This window comes from Pseudanabaena sp. PCC 9330, assembly GCF_055795045.1.
This window is the reverse complement of record NZ_JAYFES010000120.1, coordinates 13,601-30,281: the sequence shown is the minus strand read 5'-3', so window position 1 is coordinate 30,281 and position 16,681 is coordinate 13,601. Positions and strand designations below refer to the sequence as shown.

At 59.7% G+C, this 16,681-nt stretch carries 15 protein-coding genes; 8 read left to right on the top strand and 7 right to left on the bottom strand.

What is annotated here, in order from left to right; translation table 11 throughout:
• Positions 1-149 precede the first annotated feature (149 nt).
• Both AC0QKW_RS24990 and AC0QKW_RS24985 read right to left on the bottom strand, forming a co-directional pair.
• Positions 150-2,174, bottom strand: coding sequence for a primary-amine oxidase (locus tag AC0QKW_RS24990; protein ID WP_473153834.1), 2,025 nt, complete (start codon positions 2,172-2,174; stop codon positions 150-152).
• A 109-nt stretch (positions 2,175-2,283) separates the two neighbouring features.
• A complete protein-coding gene (locus AC0QKW_RS24985; protein WP_473153833.1) occupies positions 2,284-3,522 on the bottom strand; it encodes an NAD(P)/FAD-dependent oxidoreductase in 1,239 nt (412 codons plus the stop codon).
• A 94-nt stretch (positions 3,523-3,616) separates the two neighbouring features.
• Here AC0QKW_RS24985 and AC0QKW_RS24980 point away from each other — a divergent pair, with 94 nt between their 5' ends.
• Both AC0QKW_RS24980 and AC0QKW_RS24975 read left to right on the top strand, forming a co-directional pair.
• Positions 3,617-4,423: a 4'-phosphopantetheinyl transferase family protein gene (locus tag AC0QKW_RS24980; protein WP_473153832.1), complete on the top strand. Its 807-nt coding sequence runs from the start codon at positions 3,617-3,619 to the stop codon at positions 4,421-4,423.
• Between the two features lie 557 nt (positions 4,424-4,980).
• A complete protein-coding gene (locus tag AC0QKW_RS24975) occupies positions 4,981-6,237 on the top strand; it encodes an S-layer homology domain-containing protein (protein WP_473153831.1) in 1,257 nt (418 codons plus the stop codon).
• Between the two features lie 101 nt (positions 6,238-6,338).
• Here AC0QKW_RS24975 and AC0QKW_RS24970 read toward each other — a convergent pair whose 3' ends face one another.
• The 3 genes from AC0QKW_RS24970 to AC0QKW_RS24960 all read right to left on the bottom strand — a co-directional run bounded on the left by AC0QKW_RS24970 (position 6,339) and on the right by AC0QKW_RS24960 (position 7,565).
• Positions 6,339-6,554, bottom strand: coding sequence for a hypothetical protein (locus AC0QKW_RS24970; RefSeq protein ID WP_473153830.1), 216 nt, complete (start codon positions 6,552-6,554; stop codon positions 6,339-6,341).
• Positions 6,555-6,666: 112 nt separating this feature from the next.
• On the bottom strand, positions 6,667-7,296 hold the full coding sequence (locus AC0QKW_RS24965) for a trimeric intracellular cation channel family protein (protein ID WP_473153829.1): 630 nt from the start codon (positions 7,294-7,296) through the stop codon (positions 6,667-6,669).
• 47 nt (positions 7,297-7,343) lie between these two features.
• Positions 7,344-7,565, bottom strand: coding sequence for a hypothetical protein (locus tag AC0QKW_RS24960; protein WP_473153828.1), 222 nt, complete (start codon positions 7,563-7,565; stop codon positions 7,344-7,346).
• Positions 7,566-7,883: 318 nt separating this feature from the next.
• Between AC0QKW_RS24960 and recA the strand changes: the two genes are divergently transcribed.
• Together recA and AC0QKW_RS24950 are read left to right on the top strand one after the other, a co-directional pair.
• Positions 7,884-8,951 (top strand): recombinase RecA, encoded by a 1,068-nt coding sequence (recA, locus tag AC0QKW_RS24955; protein WP_473153827.1) that lies wholly within the window; start codon positions 7,884-7,886, stop codon positions 8,949-8,951.
• Between the two features lie 119 nt (positions 8,952-9,070).
• A complete protein-coding gene (locus AC0QKW_RS24950) occupies positions 9,071-9,859 on the top strand; it encodes a tryptophan-rich sensory protein (protein WP_473153826.1) in 789 nt (262 codons plus the stop codon).
• Between the two features lie 6 nt (positions 9,860-9,865).
• Here AC0QKW_RS24950 and AC0QKW_RS24945 read toward each other — a convergent pair whose 3' ends face one another.
• The gene (locus AC0QKW_RS24945) at positions 9,866-11,161 is read right to left on the bottom strand and encodes a TAXI family TRAP transporter solute-binding subunit (RefSeq protein ID WP_473153825.1); all 1,296 of its coding nucleotides are present in this window, start codon (positions 11,159-11,161) and stop codon (positions 9,866-9,868) included.
• A gap of 215 nt (positions 11,162-11,376) precedes the next feature.
• On the opposite strand from AC0QKW_RS24945, the gene mrdA reads away from it, so the two are divergent.
• The 3 genes from mrdA to AC0QKW_RS24930 all read left to right on the top strand — a co-directional run bounded on the left by mrdA (position 11,377) and on the right by AC0QKW_RS24930 (position 14,887).
• Positions 11,377-13,179: a penicillin-binding protein 2 gene (gene mrdA / locus AC0QKW_RS24940; protein WP_473153824.1), complete on the top strand. Its 1,803-nt coding sequence runs from the start codon at positions 11,377-11,379 to the stop codon at positions 13,177-13,179.
• Positions 13,180-13,352: 173 nt separating this feature from the next.
• Entirely contained in the window at positions 13,353-14,078 is a 726-nt protein-coding gene (gene tpiA / locus AC0QKW_RS24935; protein ID WP_473153823.1) for a triose-phosphate isomerase, read from the top strand.
• 134 nt (positions 14,079-14,212) lie between these two features.
• The gene (locus AC0QKW_RS24930; RefSeq protein ID WP_473153822.1) at positions 14,213-14,887 is read left to right on the top strand and encodes an ROK family protein; all 675 of its coding nucleotides are present in this window, start codon (positions 14,213-14,215) and stop codon (positions 14,885-14,887) included.
• Positions 14,888-14,911: 24 nt separating this feature from the next.
• Here the strand turns inward: AC0QKW_RS24930 and AC0QKW_RS24925 are convergent, their stop codons facing one another.
• Positions 14,912-15,637 (bottom strand): pentapeptide repeat-containing protein, encoded by a 726-nt coding sequence (locus AC0QKW_RS24925; RefSeq protein ID WP_473153821.1) that lies wholly within the window; start codon positions 15,635-15,637, stop codon positions 14,912-14,914.
• A gap of 302 nt (positions 15,638-15,939) precedes the next feature.
• Between AC0QKW_RS24925 and AC0QKW_RS24920 the strand changes: the two genes are divergently transcribed.
• On the top strand, positions 15,940-16,680 hold the full coding sequence (locus AC0QKW_RS24920) for a hypothetical protein (RefSeq protein WP_473153820.1): 741 nt from the start codon (positions 15,940-15,942) through the stop codon (positions 16,678-16,680).
• Position 16,681: the final 1 nt, after the last annotated feature.

Sequence of the window (16,681 nt, the reverse complement as noted above, 5' to 3'; positions counted from 1 at the left end):
TCGTCCAGCCCCCTGCCCATGGGCCTGGTTATATCGTCGCTGCACCTAAATCTCGGGAATCTTCTCGGCCATCAGCGATCGCCCTTACCCCAAGCCCAGCCCCTGCAATCTATTGTTTGACAGCCCTACTAACCTCCTGAAGCTGGCTCCTAGGGCGTTTCCGCCGTCAGCACCGGGGCTGGAGCGGCCACATTCAGCACCGGGTTTTGGGGAAAGAACCCGTGGGACATGATCTTGAACCCGGCCTTGTGGACGGTCATGATCGGCCACTCTTCAGGGCGGGGAATGTGGGTGACACCTTGGGTGTACCAGACGACAACATCTTTGCCCACCAGAGGTTCGTCATCGGCCACCATCTCTGGCAGACCTTCTTTCGGGCCGCTCTGGTTGGGGTAGTCGCCCGCTGCGTACAGCTCGTTGGGTTTGTACTGAGTTGCCCAAAAGTGGTGGCCGGCAAACTCGCCGCGCTGCCGCACATTCGATACTTCGTCGGGGTAGAAAGCAGAGTTGCTGCCGGGCATCAGCATGTAGCCCGCAGGCACGCCCAGGTCATTCTGGCGGGTTCCTGAAACCACCCAGGTGCGGCTGCTGGCCATGCTCATATCGCGCACGGCGCTGGCTTCCGAAGTCAGCGCCGTCGCCTCCATGGCAAAGGCGTTGCCGTAGGGGTTGTTGGCGCCCTGGGGCAGGGCCTTCACATTCATTTCAGCGACGCTGTTGGTAGGGCCATCGATATCAAAGTCGAGGCGAAAGTTGAGGAAGTGCTGGTGGTTGACGGCGACCACGTGGGGGGCGACCAGATGGCCAAAGTGGTCGCTGTGGTGGCCGTTCTCGGTCACATCCTTGGAAGCTTTGACCAGCATGATACCCGTCAGGTCGGTCTGCTCTTCGAGCATGCCGTCTTCGTGGAAGATCCAGCTGATGGCGTAGTCGTAGTTGCCGATCGCCGCCACGGTGGTCATCACCAGTTCTCGGCTGCGTCGTCCCTCGTGGGTTTCGTTATTGAAGTCGTAGTGCCGCCAGAGAATGCCGCCGTCGCGCTCGTAGAGGGCGATGACATCTTCCATAACGGTCGGTTCGCCCAGGTCGTCGGCCATGACTGCATCGAGCAGCACGGCGTTTTGGGGCACTTCATTACCCAGGTACATGGGGGTCGAGAGCCAGCCAAAGCGGTACTCGCCCACGTCAAAGGCGCTCTTCACCGCCCAGGTGGGGCCAGTTTCGGCGTAGGGCACCACCATTTCTGACAGACCAGCCCGGTAGAGAATCGGGCGCTCGACGCCATCTTCGGTGTAGGTCACCTGGTAGAGGGTGAGCCCATCGCGGGGGTGCAAAATGTAGCGAAACTTCCAGTTTTGCCAGGTGACGGCATTGCCCTCCAGGCCAAAGGTCGTGCCCTGGGGCTGCTGAATCGTCAGCGTCTTGGGGGAGGGCTGCAGCGGGGCGGTGGTCTCTTCGTCGTAGTCGAAATTGGCCTGGGAGAAGGTCACCGGGCCGGTATCGATCACGTCCATTACCTCGCGATCGCTGAGGTTGACCACCACCATCAGCCCCTCGATGGGGGCACCATAGTAGTTGACATAGTTGGGCTGGTAGTAGGTATAGCCGCGCATGAGTCGCTTGCCGCTGGCCCGTTCAGAGGCGCTCAGCAGGCCCGGTGCCCAGCCGTCTACCACGGCATTTTCGTAGTCGGTGATGCCGCGCTTGGCCATGGCGGCCTGCCAGCGGGGGTCGGCCTTGGCCAGTTCGCTGAGCACCTCAAAGTCTTCGTCGAGGATGGCGGGCTGTACGCCAGGCTTCTCTTGCCACGACGTGACCTCGGCGGTGGTGAGATCGACCACCGCCTCGTAGGTAGCATTTTTCAAGGGCTCTAGCACCACCACAAAGGCGGCACGGGGCACGGCATCCCCCGGTTTGAAGCCCCAGACGAGGGTTTTGTCGGGCTCTTGCAGCGAAATATTGGGGAAGCGGGCCGACTCAGTGAGCGGGTGGGCCGCCTTGACCGCCGCCACCGCTGTCTCAATTTCGGCAGCGGTCAGGGGATCGAGGGGATGAGGGGGCACCTGGGCCGGGGCCGGGCGTAGGGTGAGGGTGGCGATGAACAGGAGGGCGATCGCACTCACCCACGCGTACCGCAGCCATTTGAGCCGCAACCAGTTTGGCAACCTCTTCATGACCTTGACCTCTGCCCCTTGGGCACTACAGAAAACCCCGCCGGTTGTCGACACAACCCCGCTGAGAGCTGACTGTAGCCCACTTACTTTGGCCAAATTGCCGTATAAACTACAGCTCAGTCATTTTTTGGGGATCCCTGCGCTTGAAGCCCAGCCGGTGTTGGAGCACGCGCCAGCGGTGGCGGTGGGTGGGCAGCCGCAGCCAGTAGGCCCAGCGCCGCGAAAAAGCTCCCAGCCGTCCGGTAATGCACAGGCCAAAGCCGCACACCACCGCTTCCCCCCGGCCCAGGGTGAGCATGTCGCCCAGGTGGTGATAGACAAAGGGTTTGAGGGGGCGATTGGCGATCAGGGCGGTGATGTTGCGGGCGACGGCGGGGGCCGCCTGGTAGGCAGCCTGGGCGGTGAGGGGAGCGCGGTCTCGCCCGGGTGCGGGCATGGCTGCCATGTCGCCTAGGGCAAACACATTGCTGTGGTCGACCAGTTGCAGGGTGGGCCGCACCGGGCATTGGCCAAAGGGGGTGGGCTTGGGGGCGTCGCTGCCCAACCAGCGGTGAGGTATGGTGCCCACCGTCCACAGGGTCAGGTCGGCTGGGCTATGGCGGGTTTGGCCCTGGTGGCCAAAAGTGAGGCCGGTGGCATCGACCGAGTCAATGGCGGCATCGAGATAGACGGCAATGCCGCGCTTAGCCATGGCCCGAGCCGCCGCCCGCTGCACCCGTGCCGGGTACGATCGCAAGATTTCTCCCCGCCGATCGACCACGGTGACCTGACCGCGCTGCCCGAGGCGATCGCTCAGTTTGCAGGCCAGCTCAACGCCGCTGGGGCCAGCCCCGGCCACGACTACTCTCACCTTGGGCAGGTGTTCTAGCTCACCCAATCGGCGCTCTAGCTGCTCGGCCTCGGCCAGGGTGGTAAAAGGCAGGGTATGGGTATCGCTGCCGGCGATCGCCGGCGGGCGCATCTGACTCCCCAGAGCTACCACCAGGTAGTCGTAGGCGAGGGGGTCTCCGTGGCGCAGGCTGACGGTTTGCTGGGCTAGGTCAATGTGCTCGACCCAGTCGGGGCGCAGATCAACAGTAGTGGGCCGCAGCAGATCGCTGTAGGCGGGGCCAATTTCCCAGGGGGCTAGCTCTTGGGTGAGTAGCTCGTAAAGCATGGGGGTAAAGTTGAAGCGATCGCGCGGTTCGACCAGGGTAATGTGCAGCGGTCGGGGGCAAGCGTGCGATCGCCGGTGGAGGTCTAGGGCGCAGTAGAGCCCCCCAAAGCCGCCGCCTAAAATACAGATTCGCACTGCCTCTGCGGGGGCAGCGGAGGCAGATCTATGACCGACAGATCGCTTCAGTGGCATAGCATAAAGAATGCAGGGGGCTATGGCAAGGGTGCCCAGGTTACTGCACAATAGCGCTAGGTTGTCCTACCTCAAAAGCACCCATCCTTACCCCATGCACGAGTTTTGCCAGGGGCCGTCACCCAACCCTTCGCCGGTCATAGACCTCTGGCTGCTGGCCACCGAGACCGCTGACTCTGCTGACCTGGCTCGGCTCAGCGCCTGTCTAGAGCCTGCCGAGCAACACAAGCTCCAGACCCTAGCCAGACCCCAGGCTCGACAGCAGTTTATTCTGAGCCGGGGCTGCCTGCGGGTTTTGCTGAGCCACTATACGGGTCAGCCGCCAGCAGCCCTGCGCTTGGTCTATGGCCCCCAAGGCAAGCCAGCCCTAGATTTTGCCGATGAGAATGGCATTGCCCCCCGGTTTAACCTGTCCCACAGTGGCGAGCGGATCTTGATTGGTGTGAGTGTGGCCCACAGTGTCGGGGCGATCGGCGTCGATATCGAGGCGGTGCGATCGATGCGGTATCTGCCAGAGCTGTGCCATCGCTGTTTCACCCCTGCCGAGACCCAGTCAATTTTGGCCCTCAACGGCCACGAGGCTGACTACCATTTTCTGCGCCACTGGACGGGCAAAGAAGCCTGCCTCAAGGCTCTGGGCATAGGCATTGCCGAATCGCTGCAAAAACTAGAGCTGACCCTACCACCCCTAGATCTAGGCCTAGAGCTAACCCAAATTGCTCTGTCTGCCCCCGACCTACCCCAGCACCCCAAACAGCTTTACCAGTGGCAACCAGAGCCAGGCTATCTGGCCGCAGTAGCCGTGCAGGCCCCTAGCCAAATCAAGGAATATTTTCGTCTGCACCAGACGACTCCCCAGGCGCTGGTGACCGGCGCAGCATTTACCTCTCGCGACAACTAGCGGGTCAAGCACACCAGTAGCCCCAGCGATCAGCACAGAGAGATGGCTGGGGAGAAACCCCGCAATCAGTGGGGTCATCCATCCTCAGGCTGCGAGGGATGTCGCCTAGAGCACCATACGCCTAGAGCACCATTCGTTTCGCAAGTCAGTCTGGGGAGGGAGGCTACGACCTCGATCGCCATTGCATAGTAGAGATAAGACAGAGAGTTTCTGCCCCAGGCCGGGGCTTTTAGCTGAGGGCCGATTAGGCGCTCTCTAGTTAGGGGAACAATGTCATGGCATTGGAGTCTTGTAACTTATAAGACAAGTTTGTCCCACATCTCAGTGCATTTACCACCTTGCCAAGCTAATCGCTAAAGCCCTCAACCCAGCGGTCAGCTACTGGTCTTATCGTATTTCACCCCACTCAGCTCTCTCTGGTGAATTGGGCTAATCTCCTAGCTGCCGCCTCCGACTTGCTCTGAGGCTATTTTTGTCGGGCAGTTTTATAGGAGTAATGACTAAAAATGGTCATTTTCACCTTGGCATCACGCTTTTTTTTCAGGAAATCATCGCTTATGAGCACTCTACTAAATCTATCTGCCAAAGCCACGGGTCTGGTTGCCCTGGGCACCGTGGTCGTAGGTGGGCTAGCACTACCTGCCTCAGCTCAAACTGCCGAGTTTGTCGATGTGGGCGCTAGCTATTGGGCGCGCCCCTTTATCGAAAGTCTGGCTGCTGAGCAGATCATTGCCGGGTTCCCTGACGGTAGTTTTCGACCCGACCAGCCGGTGACCCGGGCGCAGTTTGCCGCCATTGTGCGCAACGCCTTTAACGAGCCTCGCACCCGCACCGCCCCCCGCTTTGCCGATGTGGCCAACAGCTACTGGGCCAGAGAGGCGATCGCCGATGCCTACGGCCAAGGCTTTATGTCGGGCTATCCCAACGGGGCTTTTCAGCCTGAGCAGCAAATTCCTCGAGTGCAGGCGCTGGTGGCCCTGGCCAACGGCCTCAGCTACAGCCCCCAGGGCTCTGTCAACGAAGCCCTGAGCGTCTATCGCGACGCGGGCCAGATTCCTGGCTATGGCGAAAGCCCCGTGGCCGCCGCCACCGAAAACCGTATGGTGGTCAACTATCCTAACGTCGATACGCTACAGCCTCAGCGCACTGCTACCCGTGCCGATGTAGCCGCCTTTATCTATCAGGCGCTGGTAGCTCAGGGCCGCATGCCTGCCCTCCAAGCCGGGCTGAGCGCCAGCAACTATGTGGTCGGCTACACCCCTGGCAACACCGCCACCGGCAACACCACGAGCTCTCCCCGGTTGGTGGCCAACGGCACCCAATTAGACGTGCGCTACCCTGGCACCAGCGATGTAGACATTGTGGTCGCCCCCGGCCAGACCGTGGCCACCAGTCTGCAAACCACCCAGGCCATTCTCAACGGTCAGAGCCAGGTGCTGATTCCGGTGGGTAGTATGGTGCAGGGCCGCATTGTGCCGGTCGAAATTCGCGGATCTTCGGTGACAGCGGCTAAGTTTGTGGCTGACAGCCTCACCATCAACGGTCGCACTTATAGCATCAATGCCGAGTCGAGTGCGATCGCCGCTACCAACAGCGTCAATAACGGCACCCTGCAAGGGGCATTGGTTACCGGCGCAGCCGAGTCAATTTTGACCTCGATCACGGGCAACCGCACCTTAGGTAGCCTGGTGGGCGCGGTGATTACCGGCGACAGCCAGGTCACCTCCAACAGCGCTGTGGTGGTGATTCGCCCTAGCGACCTCGACCTCACCCTGCGCTCTGATTTAACCGTGAATGCGATCGCCTCGAACTAGGCATAGAGAGAAACCGGGCTTCTAAGTTGCTAACCCCAAGGGGTCGTTTTAGCAAACCAGGAGCCCGGTTTCTCTACAGCGGCGCTCAGGCAGACCAGCGCCTAGCCCACAGCACAGCCGTCTTGATCGCAGGTCACGATAGCTGACAACGCACTCTCGGGCACTACGGTAAACCCGCCGACGCTGACGCCCGCAATGCCATACTGCTCTTTGAGCACTTGGTTAAAACTGGCAATAATCTGCGGCAGCTGCTGCTCTAGCACCGATCGCACGCGATCGGCCTCAGGGGGCGGGTTACCAACGGTTTCTACAGACATAGGGTTTGGGCCACATAGAGTATTGACCCATTGTAAGGTGGCCCCAAAGCCAAAAATATTTTTACTTCATGGCTCTACATAAGAACGACCGAGGGGCTGGGGCATAGCCAACCTAGCGCTGGTGGTCGTCGTCGAGATCGATCTTGAGCGTCAGCCGCAGAGGCAAAAATAACTGCCAGCGAATAGCGATCGCCCGCAGGCCAAAAATCATGCCCATGGCCAACAGCCGACACAGGGGGCTGACCATGAGCTGAAGCAGCACCACGTAAAGCGTGCCGCCCAGCACAATGGGCGTGGCGTATAGCTCTCGCGACAGCAGCAGCGTGGGCCGATGGGTTACCACATCGCGAATGATGCCCCCGGCAATACTGGTCACCAGCCCCATCACCACCGCCACCGCCGCCGGATAGCCAAGGGCCAGGGTCTTGTCGATCGCCTGAATGGCAAACAGGGCCACCCCCATGGCATCGAGGTACGACAGCAGTCGCAGCGGCAGCTTCAAAATCAGGCGAACGCCAACAAACGCGGCAAACGACGCCCCCAGCGCCACCCAAAAGGCGGTCAGATCTTGCAGCCAAAACACCGGCACATTGAGAATTACATCCCGCAGGGTGCCGCCGCCGATGGCGGTCAGCAGCCCTACCACCACAATGCTAAAAATATCGAGCCGCTGCCGAGCTGCCGACAGCACCCCCGAGATGGCAAACACGGCCACCCCCACCTGGGCAAACAGATACTCCATGGGTTGCCTCCAGCGAGGTCGGCCCAAGCGGCCTAGATACCTGCCAATTATCCCCTACTGCCGCGATCGGGCTCGGCCCCGATGGAGTGGTGAATGAACAGCCGCCCCGCTGCGATCGCCCCCTCGCTGCTAGGGTAGACCTCGCCGTCGTTGAGCACCGCCATCTCAGGGTTGATCACCCAGCAGCGATAGCCAGCACCCTGGTGGTAGGTCACCCCCGCCACCCAACCCGGAAACACCGCAACGTGAATCAAACGACTCATATCCATTGGTATCGGCTCCCTTAGCCCTGTGACTCAATGCCTACCCAAACTCCTGCGGCCTAGCCCCTATGGCCATCACCGCCAATCAGGGTGTCCAATAATTTGGTTCAAGTGTACTATAGTGATTAAGCAAAGGCAATGGCTCCCTCTGGGGCAGGCGTCAGCTCTAAAGCGCGTCGGCTTTTTCCTCAGAGCCACTACACTTCTAGGTTGAAGTGGGGTTTACTAAGGTCATCGCTGGGCTTTGGCCCATGGCTGATCCCATATCACTCATTTTTGCTCACGGCTCGTTTTCGCTCCCTTTTGATAACTCCCCAGGCAGCTATGGCATCTAAAAACAACGAAGTCACCGAAAAACAAAAAGCCCTTTCCCTGGTGCTGGGCCAAATTGAGCGCAACTTTGGCAAGGGCTCAATCATGCGCCTGGGCGAAGCCAGCCGCATGACCGTTGAGACGATTCCTACGGGGGCGCTAACCCTCGATTTGGCCCTGGGGGGTGGCCTGCCCAAGGGCCGAGTGATCGAAATCTACGGCCCCGAGAGCTCGGGTAAAACCACCGTTGCCCTCCATGCCCTGGCAGAGGTGCAAAAATCGGGAGGGGTCGCCGCCTTTGTCGATGCCGAGCACGCCCTCGACCCGGTCTACGCCAAAGCCCTAGGGGTGAATATTGACGAGCTGCTGGTCTCCCAGCCCGACACTGGCGAGATGGGCCTCGAGGTGGTCGATCAGCTGGTGCGATCGTCGGCGGTCGATGTGGTGGTGATTGACTCGGTGGCGGCTCTGGTGCCCAGGGCTGAGATTGAGGGCGAAATGGGCGATACCCACGTGGGTCTCCAGGCTCGCCTGATGAGCCAGGCGCTGCGCAAAATCACCGGCAGTATCGGCAAGTCAAACTGCACCGTGATCTTTCTCAACCAGCTGCGCCAAAAAATTGGTATTTCCTACGGCAACCCCGAGGTGACTACCGGCGGCAACGCCCTCAAGTTCTATGCCTCGGTGCGCCTCGATATTCGCCGCATTCAGACCCTCAAAAAAGGGACCGAAGAGTACGGCATTCGCGCCAAGGTCAAGGTGGCCAAAAATAAGGTGGCTCCGCCCTTCCGCATCGCTGAGTTTGATATTCTCTTTGGCCAGGGCATTTCGACCATGGGCTGCTTGGTCGATCTGGCTGAGCAAACCGGCGTTATTGTGCGCAAGGGAGCCTGGTACAGCTACGACGGCGACAACATTGGCCAGGGCCGCGACAATACCGTGCAGCGTCTGATCGAAGATTCTGCCTTTGCGGCCAAGGTCGAAGCCCAGGTGCGCGAAAAGCTGGCGATCAACGGTGCCCCGGTTACCGTCGAAGAGCCCGACGACGACGATGAAGTGCTCGACGATGAGGATATCTAAGGGAGCCAGCATCGCCAGGGAGTACTCTAGGGTGGCGCTGCCCACCACATCTCACCGGAGATAGTGGCGCTTTGGCATCGCTCAAGGGAGGATGGGTCTACAATCCTACCCGTTGATCTATGGATACTCCCCCCAACCGTTCTAATGCTGGCCTAGGTTTGGCGATCGCCGTTGCGATCGCCATTGTTGCTGCCGTCATCTTCAACACCCTCTTCAACCGCTTTCCGCCCGGCGGCCAGAACGTAGGGGAGATCGCCAATACTATTCTCTCGGGGGTGCTGATTACCCCGGCCAACTATGCCTTCGCCATCTGGGGCATCATCTACCTGGGGGTGTTTGCCTACGGGTTTTACCAGTTCCACCGCGATCGCCGCAGTGATCCCCAAATTCAGCGGGTAAATTGGCTTTTGATTGGGGCCTGCGTTGCCCAGACAGTGTGGATTTTGCTGTTTACGACACAGCTGTTTGCCTGGTCGATCTTGGCTATGGTTGCTCTACTGGCCTGCCTGATCGGCATTTATCTGACGCTCAATATTGGTCGCGAACGGGTGTCGCGCCAGCGACGGTGGATGGCCCACATTCCCTTTAGCCTCTACCTAGGGTGGATCTCGGTGGCCACCATCGTCAACGTGGCTTCGGCACTCTATGCCTCCAGCTGGGGCGGCTGGGGCATCTCATCGGTGACATGGACGGTGGGCATGATGGCGATCGCCGCAGCGCTAGGCCTAGCGGTGATCTACAAACGGCAGGATTTGGCGTTTACGCTGGTGTTTGTGTGGGCACTGACGGCGATCGCCCAGCGCCAGAGCGATATTCCCGCCATTCGTTGGCTGGCGCTGATCGCGGCTGGGGTGCTGCTGGTTGGGCTGGCGATCGTGCGGCTGGGGCCTCCGAGGTTGGAGCAATAGCTAACGTTAGGCATCTTTGGCGATCGCAGTGGCTTGCTCCCGCAGCACCATCTCGCGGTGGCGAATGCTGTTATTGGCAATCTCCCAGGGGAAGGTAAACGACTCAAAGGATTCGCTGGTAATGCGATCGACATCTAGGTCTGTCACCACCCGCTTGAGAATGTCGAAAAGAGTTTCCCGCAGGGTCTTGAGTTCATCTAAGGTCTGGGCAGTGTCGATGTCGTCAATCAGAGCCAAGATTTCCAGGTTGTAGGTGTCAGCCCGGTTTTTTTGCTTGCCCAGCAGCCACGATCGCAGTTGCCACATACCTGAGATGCCCAGCACCAACAGCGACAACAAAAACCCCATGGCCTCGGCATACTCCACCAAAAACTCAGGCTCTCCCTGACGGTAAAAGGCCTCAGCCCCTGGGTGCATCGGCAACCCCAGATCGTCTGACGCATCGAGGCGAATCATGGCGGCGCGAGGATAGATCGCCACTAGCTCGTTGCGGTGTTGGTGCAGGGTACTGGTCAGAGCATTGACCACCTTGTCGGGCAGATCTTCATGGGCTACTAGCAGGGCATTCACCGCCACCACCGGCAGGTCAGCAGGGGGAATCGGCTGTCTCCCGTTGTAGGTACCCTTAGGAATCACCTGGGCGTTGAGGTAGGGCAATGACAGCCGCAGAGCATCGACCTGATCGATGGGCACCAGGCGAAGGTTGGGGGTTTGTAGCAGGTCAGCCACCGCCGAATTGCCCAGGGTAATCACCCGAAATAGCGCGTCTACCTCCCCGCGGGCCAGGGCAGCGTGGGCCTCGGCAGCGGGCAGGGGCAGGGGGGTTATGGTCTCGGCGGTGAGGCCATAGTGCTGGGCCAGGGGCCAGAACAGGGCATAGGAACCGCTGCCCTCAGGTAGCAGGGCCACCCGCTTGCCGCGCAGGTCGCCGACCCCGTTGATATTGGCCTCGGTGCGCGCCAGCAGATGAAACATTTCGGGAAACAGCAGGGCCACCGCCTGTACTGGGGGCTGCACCGGAGTATCGCTCTGTACCAGGGCAAGCTGGGCCTGCTGGCTCTCCAACAGAGCCATATTTTCTACCGAGCCATCGGTTTCACGCACCTCGATCGCAATGCTGGGATGGTTGCGGGCAACCACCGTGGCAAAGGCCTGGCTAAAGGCGTAATATTCGCCCGTGCTGCCGCCCGAGGCCATCACCAGGCGGTAGGTGCGGGTCTGTTCTCGCACCAAGACCACAACCGAAGCCACCACCCCTAGCAGACTGATCGCCACCACGGGCCAGACAACCTTTCCCTGCATAGTTCTCTAGGTAGATATAGAATGGGGACTGGCTAATTTTGCCGCGAGGGCTAGGTTAAGTCCAGATCACACGTTCAGATCGAGGGACGCGGCTGATGGTGGGCCGGGCCAATGCCTAGATAATGCTCTGGGCCTGGGCTATTGACCTAGATACGAAGCTAATCTGGCATACCTCCTCGGGCAAGACTCCATCTCTGGACGTGGGTAAGACGGCTATGGCTCTGCTCCAAAATTTACCTCAAGCACCGGATACCCTGCGGGGCCGCACCGTAGGCCGCAGTTTTCAGGCGGTGGTGCTGCTGGGGTTGGTGTCGACGCTGTTGCTGGGAGCCTTTGGGCTGCGGCTGTTTCAGCTCCAGGTGGTGGAGGGCGATCGCAACCGCCAGCTAGCCGACAGCAACCGCATTCGTCTGGTGCCCAAACGCCCAGCTCGGGGCACCATCTACGATCGCAACGGCAAAATCTTGGCGGGTAGCCGTCTGTCGCACACCATCTCGATTTGGCCCATTGCCCTACCCCGCGACCAGTGGCCCACGGTGATCAACCGGCTTTCTAAGGTGCTGGGGGTACCCCCAGAAGAAATTCAGCAGCGGCTGGCGCAAGCGGGCTACGAGTCGATCGAGTCGATCACCATTGCCCGGGGCATTAGCCCAGCCCAGGCGACCGCCCTAGCTGAGTACACCAATGAGCTGCCCGGCGTGCGGCTAGAAGCTGAGGCCGTGCGCAACTACCCCAACGGCGACCTAGCTGCCCATGTCTTGGGCTACACGGGCGAGCTCACTGACCAGCAGCTAACCGCTCGGCGAGACAAGGGCTACCGCCTGGGCGACGTGGTCGGCCAGATGGGGGCCGAGTCAGCTTTTGAGAGCACCCTCCACGGCGCTTGGGGGGGCCAACAGGTAGAGGTTGACAGCGCTGGGCGCATCATCAGCATTTTGGGCGACAAACCCGCCGTAGCTGGGCAAGACATTCAGCTCACCATCGACATTGAATTGCAGCGGGCGGCAGAGGCGGCCCTGGGCGATCGCCAGGGGGCGATCGTCGCGATGGATCCTCGCAACGGGGCTATTTTGGCCATGGCCAGCTGGCCCACCTACGACCCCAACATCTTTACCACCCGCATCACCGAGGCCCAGTGGGCCCAGCTCCAGGGGGCCAACCACCCGTTTCTAAACCGAGCACTCCAGGCGTTTCCACCAGCTAGCACCTTCAAAATTGTCACCACGGCGGCGGCGATTGAGTCGGGGCAGTATGCCCCTGGTACAGTACTGCCCACCTACCCCTACCTACAGGTGGGAGGCGTTCAGTTTGGTGAGTGGAACCGGGCCGGCTTTGGCCCCCTGGGCTTTGTCGGGGCCATGGCCTGGAGTGCCGATACCTTTTATTACCAAATTGCCATGCGCATTGGTGGCCCTACCCTTATTGAGATGACCCGGCGGTTTGGCTTTGGTCGCAAGACTGGTCTTGAGCTAGGAGCCGAAGAAAGCGCTGGTCTCGTGCCCGATGAGGCCTGGAAGCGCGAAGCCCTCGATACCCCCTGGGTGATTGGCGACGCGATTAACATGTCAATCGGTCAGGGGTTTTTGCAGGCTACCCCGATACAGGTGGCGGGCATGTTTGCGATCGCCGCCAACGATGGCTACAAAGTCACCCCCCACCTACTCAAAGACAACGAAGAGCACCGCAACTGGAAAGAATCTCTCGAACTGAGTGATGTCACCGTAGATGTGATCCAGCAGGGGCTGCGGCGGGTGATCACTGGCGGCACAGCCCAAGCCTTAAATGTGCCTCACATTCCCCCCTTTGCCGGTAAGACCGGCACCGCCGAAGCCCCCCCCGGCCTCTCCCACGCCTGGTTTGGTGCCTACGCCCCCATGGATAACCCCGAGGTCGTCATTGTGGCCTTTGCCGAGCACTCCGGCGGCGGCGGCGGCAAGGTGGCGGCCCCCATGGTGCTACAGGTGCTAGAAGCCTATTTTGGCGAAGAAACCCAGGATGCCACCACCGCTACCCGGTAGCGGTAACCCATCAGCCTCTCGTCCGGGGACACCGGCGCCAGCCCCTCGGCCCTGGCGCAGCCGATGTTTAGCACTTTCCTACCGCCAGCGTTGCATGCTGCAATATTTGATTCGGGGGTTCTTTTATTAGTACGATGCAAGTCTGTATAACTAGCCTCTAACCTCAAAACACCGTGCGAAAAATTGTTATTGCTGGCAACTGGAAAATGTACAAGACCCAGGGCGAGACCCTGGATTTTTTGCGGCATTTCCTGGGGCAACTGACCGAGACCCCAGACGACCGCGAAGTGGTGCTGTGCGCGCCATTTACCGCCCTGGGGGCATTGTCTAAGAGCCTGCACGGGGCTCGTATCAAGGTGGGTGCCCAAAATATTCACTGGATGCCAGAGGGGGCCTTTACCGGTGAGATCTCAGGTGACATGCTGCGAGAACTGGGAGTGCGCTACGTGGTGGTAGGCCACAGCGAGCGTCGGCAATACTTTGCCGACACCGATGAAACCGTGAACCTGCGCCTGCAAGCGGCCCAAAAGTGCGGCCTTATCCCTATTCTTTGCGTGGGCGAGACCAAAAGCCAGCGCGATGCGGGCGAAACCGAGTCGGTGATTACCACTCAAATTGATAAAGGCTTAGTAGATGTCGATCAGAACAACTTGATCATTGCCTATGAACCGATTTGGGCGATCGGCACCGGCGACACCTGTGAAGCCGCCGATGCCAACCGCGTCATTGGGGGCATTCGCAAGCTGCTAAAAAACCCTGATGTCACGATTCAGTACGGTGGCTCGGTCAAGCCCAACAATGTCGATGAGCTGATGGCCCAGCCTGAGATCGACGGGGCTCTAGTGGGTGGCGCTAGCCTAGAACCTGACAGTTTTGCCCGCATTGTCAACTTTCGATAACGGCTCCGTCGGCCAATAGTCCGTTGGCTTTCTAAAGTCATCCTGGTAAACCTGGGGTGTTTGATGTTCTCGCCCTAAGATCAGCCCAGCGCCTTGTCGTCTCAGGCGCTGGGTTGCGCTTTTATGGGTGGACTATGAATGTACTGGCAATAGACATCGGCGGCAGTAATGTCAAAATTCTGGCCACAGGGCAGACCGAAGCCCGCAAGTTTCCCTCTGGCCCGCTGATGACCCCCGAGGCCATGGTCGCTGGCGTCAAGGATCTGGCTCAAGATTGGGCCTACGATCGAGTAGCGATCGGGTATCCAGGGTTAGTGAAAAAAGGAGATGTAGTTCAAGACCCTAAAAACTTAGCTCCAGGCTGGGTGGGGTTTGACTTTGAGGTGGCCTTTGGTTGCCCAGTGCGGCTGATCAACGATGCCGCGATGCAGGCCCTGGGTAGCTACGAGAGCGGCACCATGCTGTTTTTGGGGCTTGGTACAGGGCTGGGGTCAGCGATGGTAATCGAAGGGGTGGTGGTGCCGATGGAGCTGGCCCACTTACCCTACAAGAAAGGTACCTATGAGTACTACCTGGGCAAGCCCGGCTTAGAACGTCTGGGCAAAAAGAAATGGCGCTTCTACGTCGAAACCTGTGTAGGCCACTTTATTACGGCGCTGGAGCTTGACGATGTCGTAATCGGCGGGGGCCAGGTAAAGCTGCTCAAGGAACTGCCGACAGGCTGCCGTCCCGGCCACAACCGCAATGCTTTTACCGGCGGGTTTCGCCTTTGGCAGCCAAATATGGAGCGCTTTTCTGCAGCACCTTAGGGTAACCCCGGTCGCGACTCTAGCCTAGCGATCGGGCAGAGCCGCGACGGGATCACACCCCTGGGAGGGGTTGATGGGCTGAATGTAGCCCTGGTTGTAAGTACTGCCGTCGGGCATGGTGGCAAACTCTAGTCTAGCCCCAGCCAGGTTGGCATCGGTGAGGTCGGCATCGGTGAGGTCGGCGTAGCGCAGATCGGCCCCGCGCAGGTCGGCCTTGGTCAAATTGGCCTGACGCAAAATAGCACCGTAGAGACTGGCTTCGGATAGGTCTGCCCCCTGGAGCTGAGCGGAGCACAGCTCGGCATCGCGCAGCTCTGCTTGGGTGAGCGAGGCTTGGGTAAGGTCAGCCATACCCAGGCTAGCGTGAAGCATTTGGGCCTGGCTGAGGTCAGCCTGGCTGAGATGGGCTCGGGTGAGGTCGGCCCCCTGAAGGTTGGCCTGGTGTAAGGTCGCCTGCCGAAGGTTGGCCTGGTAGAGTACGGCGTTGATCAGCTGGGTGCCGATGAGGTTGGCCGCCGATAGATCGGCCTCACGCAGGTTTTTGCGGTTGAGATCTTGGCCACTGAGATCGGCACCGGCAAAGTCACACTGCTGGCAGCGACGGTCTGCGGCGGGCACCGGCGATCGCTCTGTAGCCAAGACCTCACTAGTGGAGGGAGGCGGGTAGCGGGTCAGCTGCTCTCGCGCCACCCGCAGGGCGGCGGGGGCGATCGCTGTAATCAGCACCATCAAGCTGATGAGAATATTCAACCGCATGACCAGGCTGGGCTTTACCCGGAGAAGGAACGTTGCTTTTCACTACTCAGTGTTTGTCTCCTGCTTCCGGAGATTTCTTGTCAAGAAACGGTAGGGGCCGGAGGATTTCTGTGAAGGTTTTACCAGAAGGGCTCAGCCACGGCCCAAACACTCCGTAAAACTACGTACAACGCTCTGAGAATTTATCAAAGTATTACAGAGTCCCATCCGTGAATTCGCAGATTCTTGCCGGTCTTTTGCTTATTCTTGGAGAGGTTCTCTAGAGAGTGAGCTAGTTGGCTTACTGTTTCCCTGTTATGGATGACTCTCCCTTTCGCCGAATTGTTTTACCCGCGCTGCTGGCTGCCAGTGCCGGATTCGCGGCGCTCACTTGGCCTCTGGCCTCTGACAACAGCACCCGATTATCTCAGCAACTGCCCGACCCTTTTGAACGCTGGATAGACTCAGCGTTGATGACCCATCAGCACAAAGAGTTTTCGATTCGCTACATTGGCTTTGCCATTTTATCGAGTGTGACCATTGGCGTGGGCACAGCCGGGGTAATGCGGCGGCAACAGTCGCGAATGCAGCGACACCAAGATCTGCTCGATCAAGTGCTGACAGTCGAGAGGAACAATCTACCCTCGGCCTTAGAGAGTGACTCGCCAGCTAATGTCGTCCGCGCGCCTGAGCCTGCTGCTACTAACGGTGGCAGCCTAGACTGGTCGCGTCTGCTAGGGGAAACGACGGCTGCGACGCTTGGACAAGTCCCGAATCTCAGTGCAGCAGTGCTGTCTACGCCCCTAGAAAGCCACGAAATCTACCAGATTCAAAGCAGCAGAGACTCTCACTATCTGGCGATCAAGATGGGAGAAGAGTACTACTGTTTTTATCGTCAGCGCCCTAGCTTCGACAAAACCCAAACCCTGGTACAGCAGCTACAACGGCGGGGACAACGGGCGATCGCCACCCGCGACGGCAGCGGCTATGTCGTCTGGGTGCACCAGCCTGACCCCGCCGACCCCGCCATCCCCTGGCTGGAGTGGGCTAAGGGGTGAG

Bases quoted from the DNA above. Each gene is read 5' to 3' on its own strand.
- AC0QKW_RS24990 (WP_473153834.1), bottom strand. From the start codon at position 2,174: ATGAAGAGGTTGCCAAACTGGTTGCGGCTCAAATGGCTGCGGTACGCG.
- AC0QKW_RS24960 (WP_473153828.1), bottom strand. From the start codon at position 7,565: ATGGATATGAGTCGTTTGATTCACGTTGCGGTGTTTCCGGGTTGGGTG.
- AC0QKW_RS24930 (WP_473153822.1), top strand. From the start codon at position 14,213: ATGAATGTACTGGCAATAGACATCGGCGGCAGTAATGTCAAAATTCTG.
- AC0QKW_RS24985 (WP_473153833.1), bottom strand. From the start codon at position 3,522: ATGCCACTGAAGCGATCTGTCGGTCATAGATCTGCCTCCGCTGCCCCC.
- AC0QKW_RS24965 (WP_473153829.1), bottom strand. From the start codon at position 7,296: ATGGAGTATCTGTTTGCCCAGGTGGGGGTGGCCGTGTTTGCCATCTCG.
- AC0QKW_RS24950 (WP_473153826.1), top strand. From the start codon at position 9,071: ATGGATACTCCCCCCAACCGTTCTAATGCTGGCCTAGGTTTGGCGATC.
- AC0QKW_RS24970 (WP_473153830.1), bottom strand. From the start codon at position 6,554: ATGTCTGTAGAAACCGTTGGTAACCCGCCCCCTGAGGCCGATCGCGTG.
- mrdA (WP_473153824.1), top strand. From the start codon at position 11,377: ATGGCTCTGCTCCAAAATTTACCTCAAGCACCGGATACCCTGCGGGGC.
- AC0QKW_RS24920 (WP_473153820.1), top strand. From the start codon at position 15,940: ATGGATGACTCTCCCTTTCGCCGAATTGTTTTACCCGCGCTGCTGGCT.
- AC0QKW_RS24945 (WP_473153825.1), bottom strand. From the start codon at position 11,161: ATGCAGGGAAAGGTTGTCTGGCCCGTGGTGGCGATCAGTCTGCTAGGG.
- AC0QKW_RS24980 (WP_473153832.1), top strand. From the start codon at position 3,617: ATGCACGAGTTTTGCCAGGGGCCGTCACCCAACCCTTCGCCGGTCATA.
- recA (WP_473153827.1), top strand. From the start codon at position 7,884: ATGGCATCTAAAAACAACGAAGTCACCGAAAAACAAAAAGCCCTTTCC.
- AC0QKW_RS24975 (WP_473153831.1), top strand. From the start codon at position 4,981: ATGAGCACTCTACTAAATCTATCTGCCAAAGCCACGGGTCTGGTTGCC.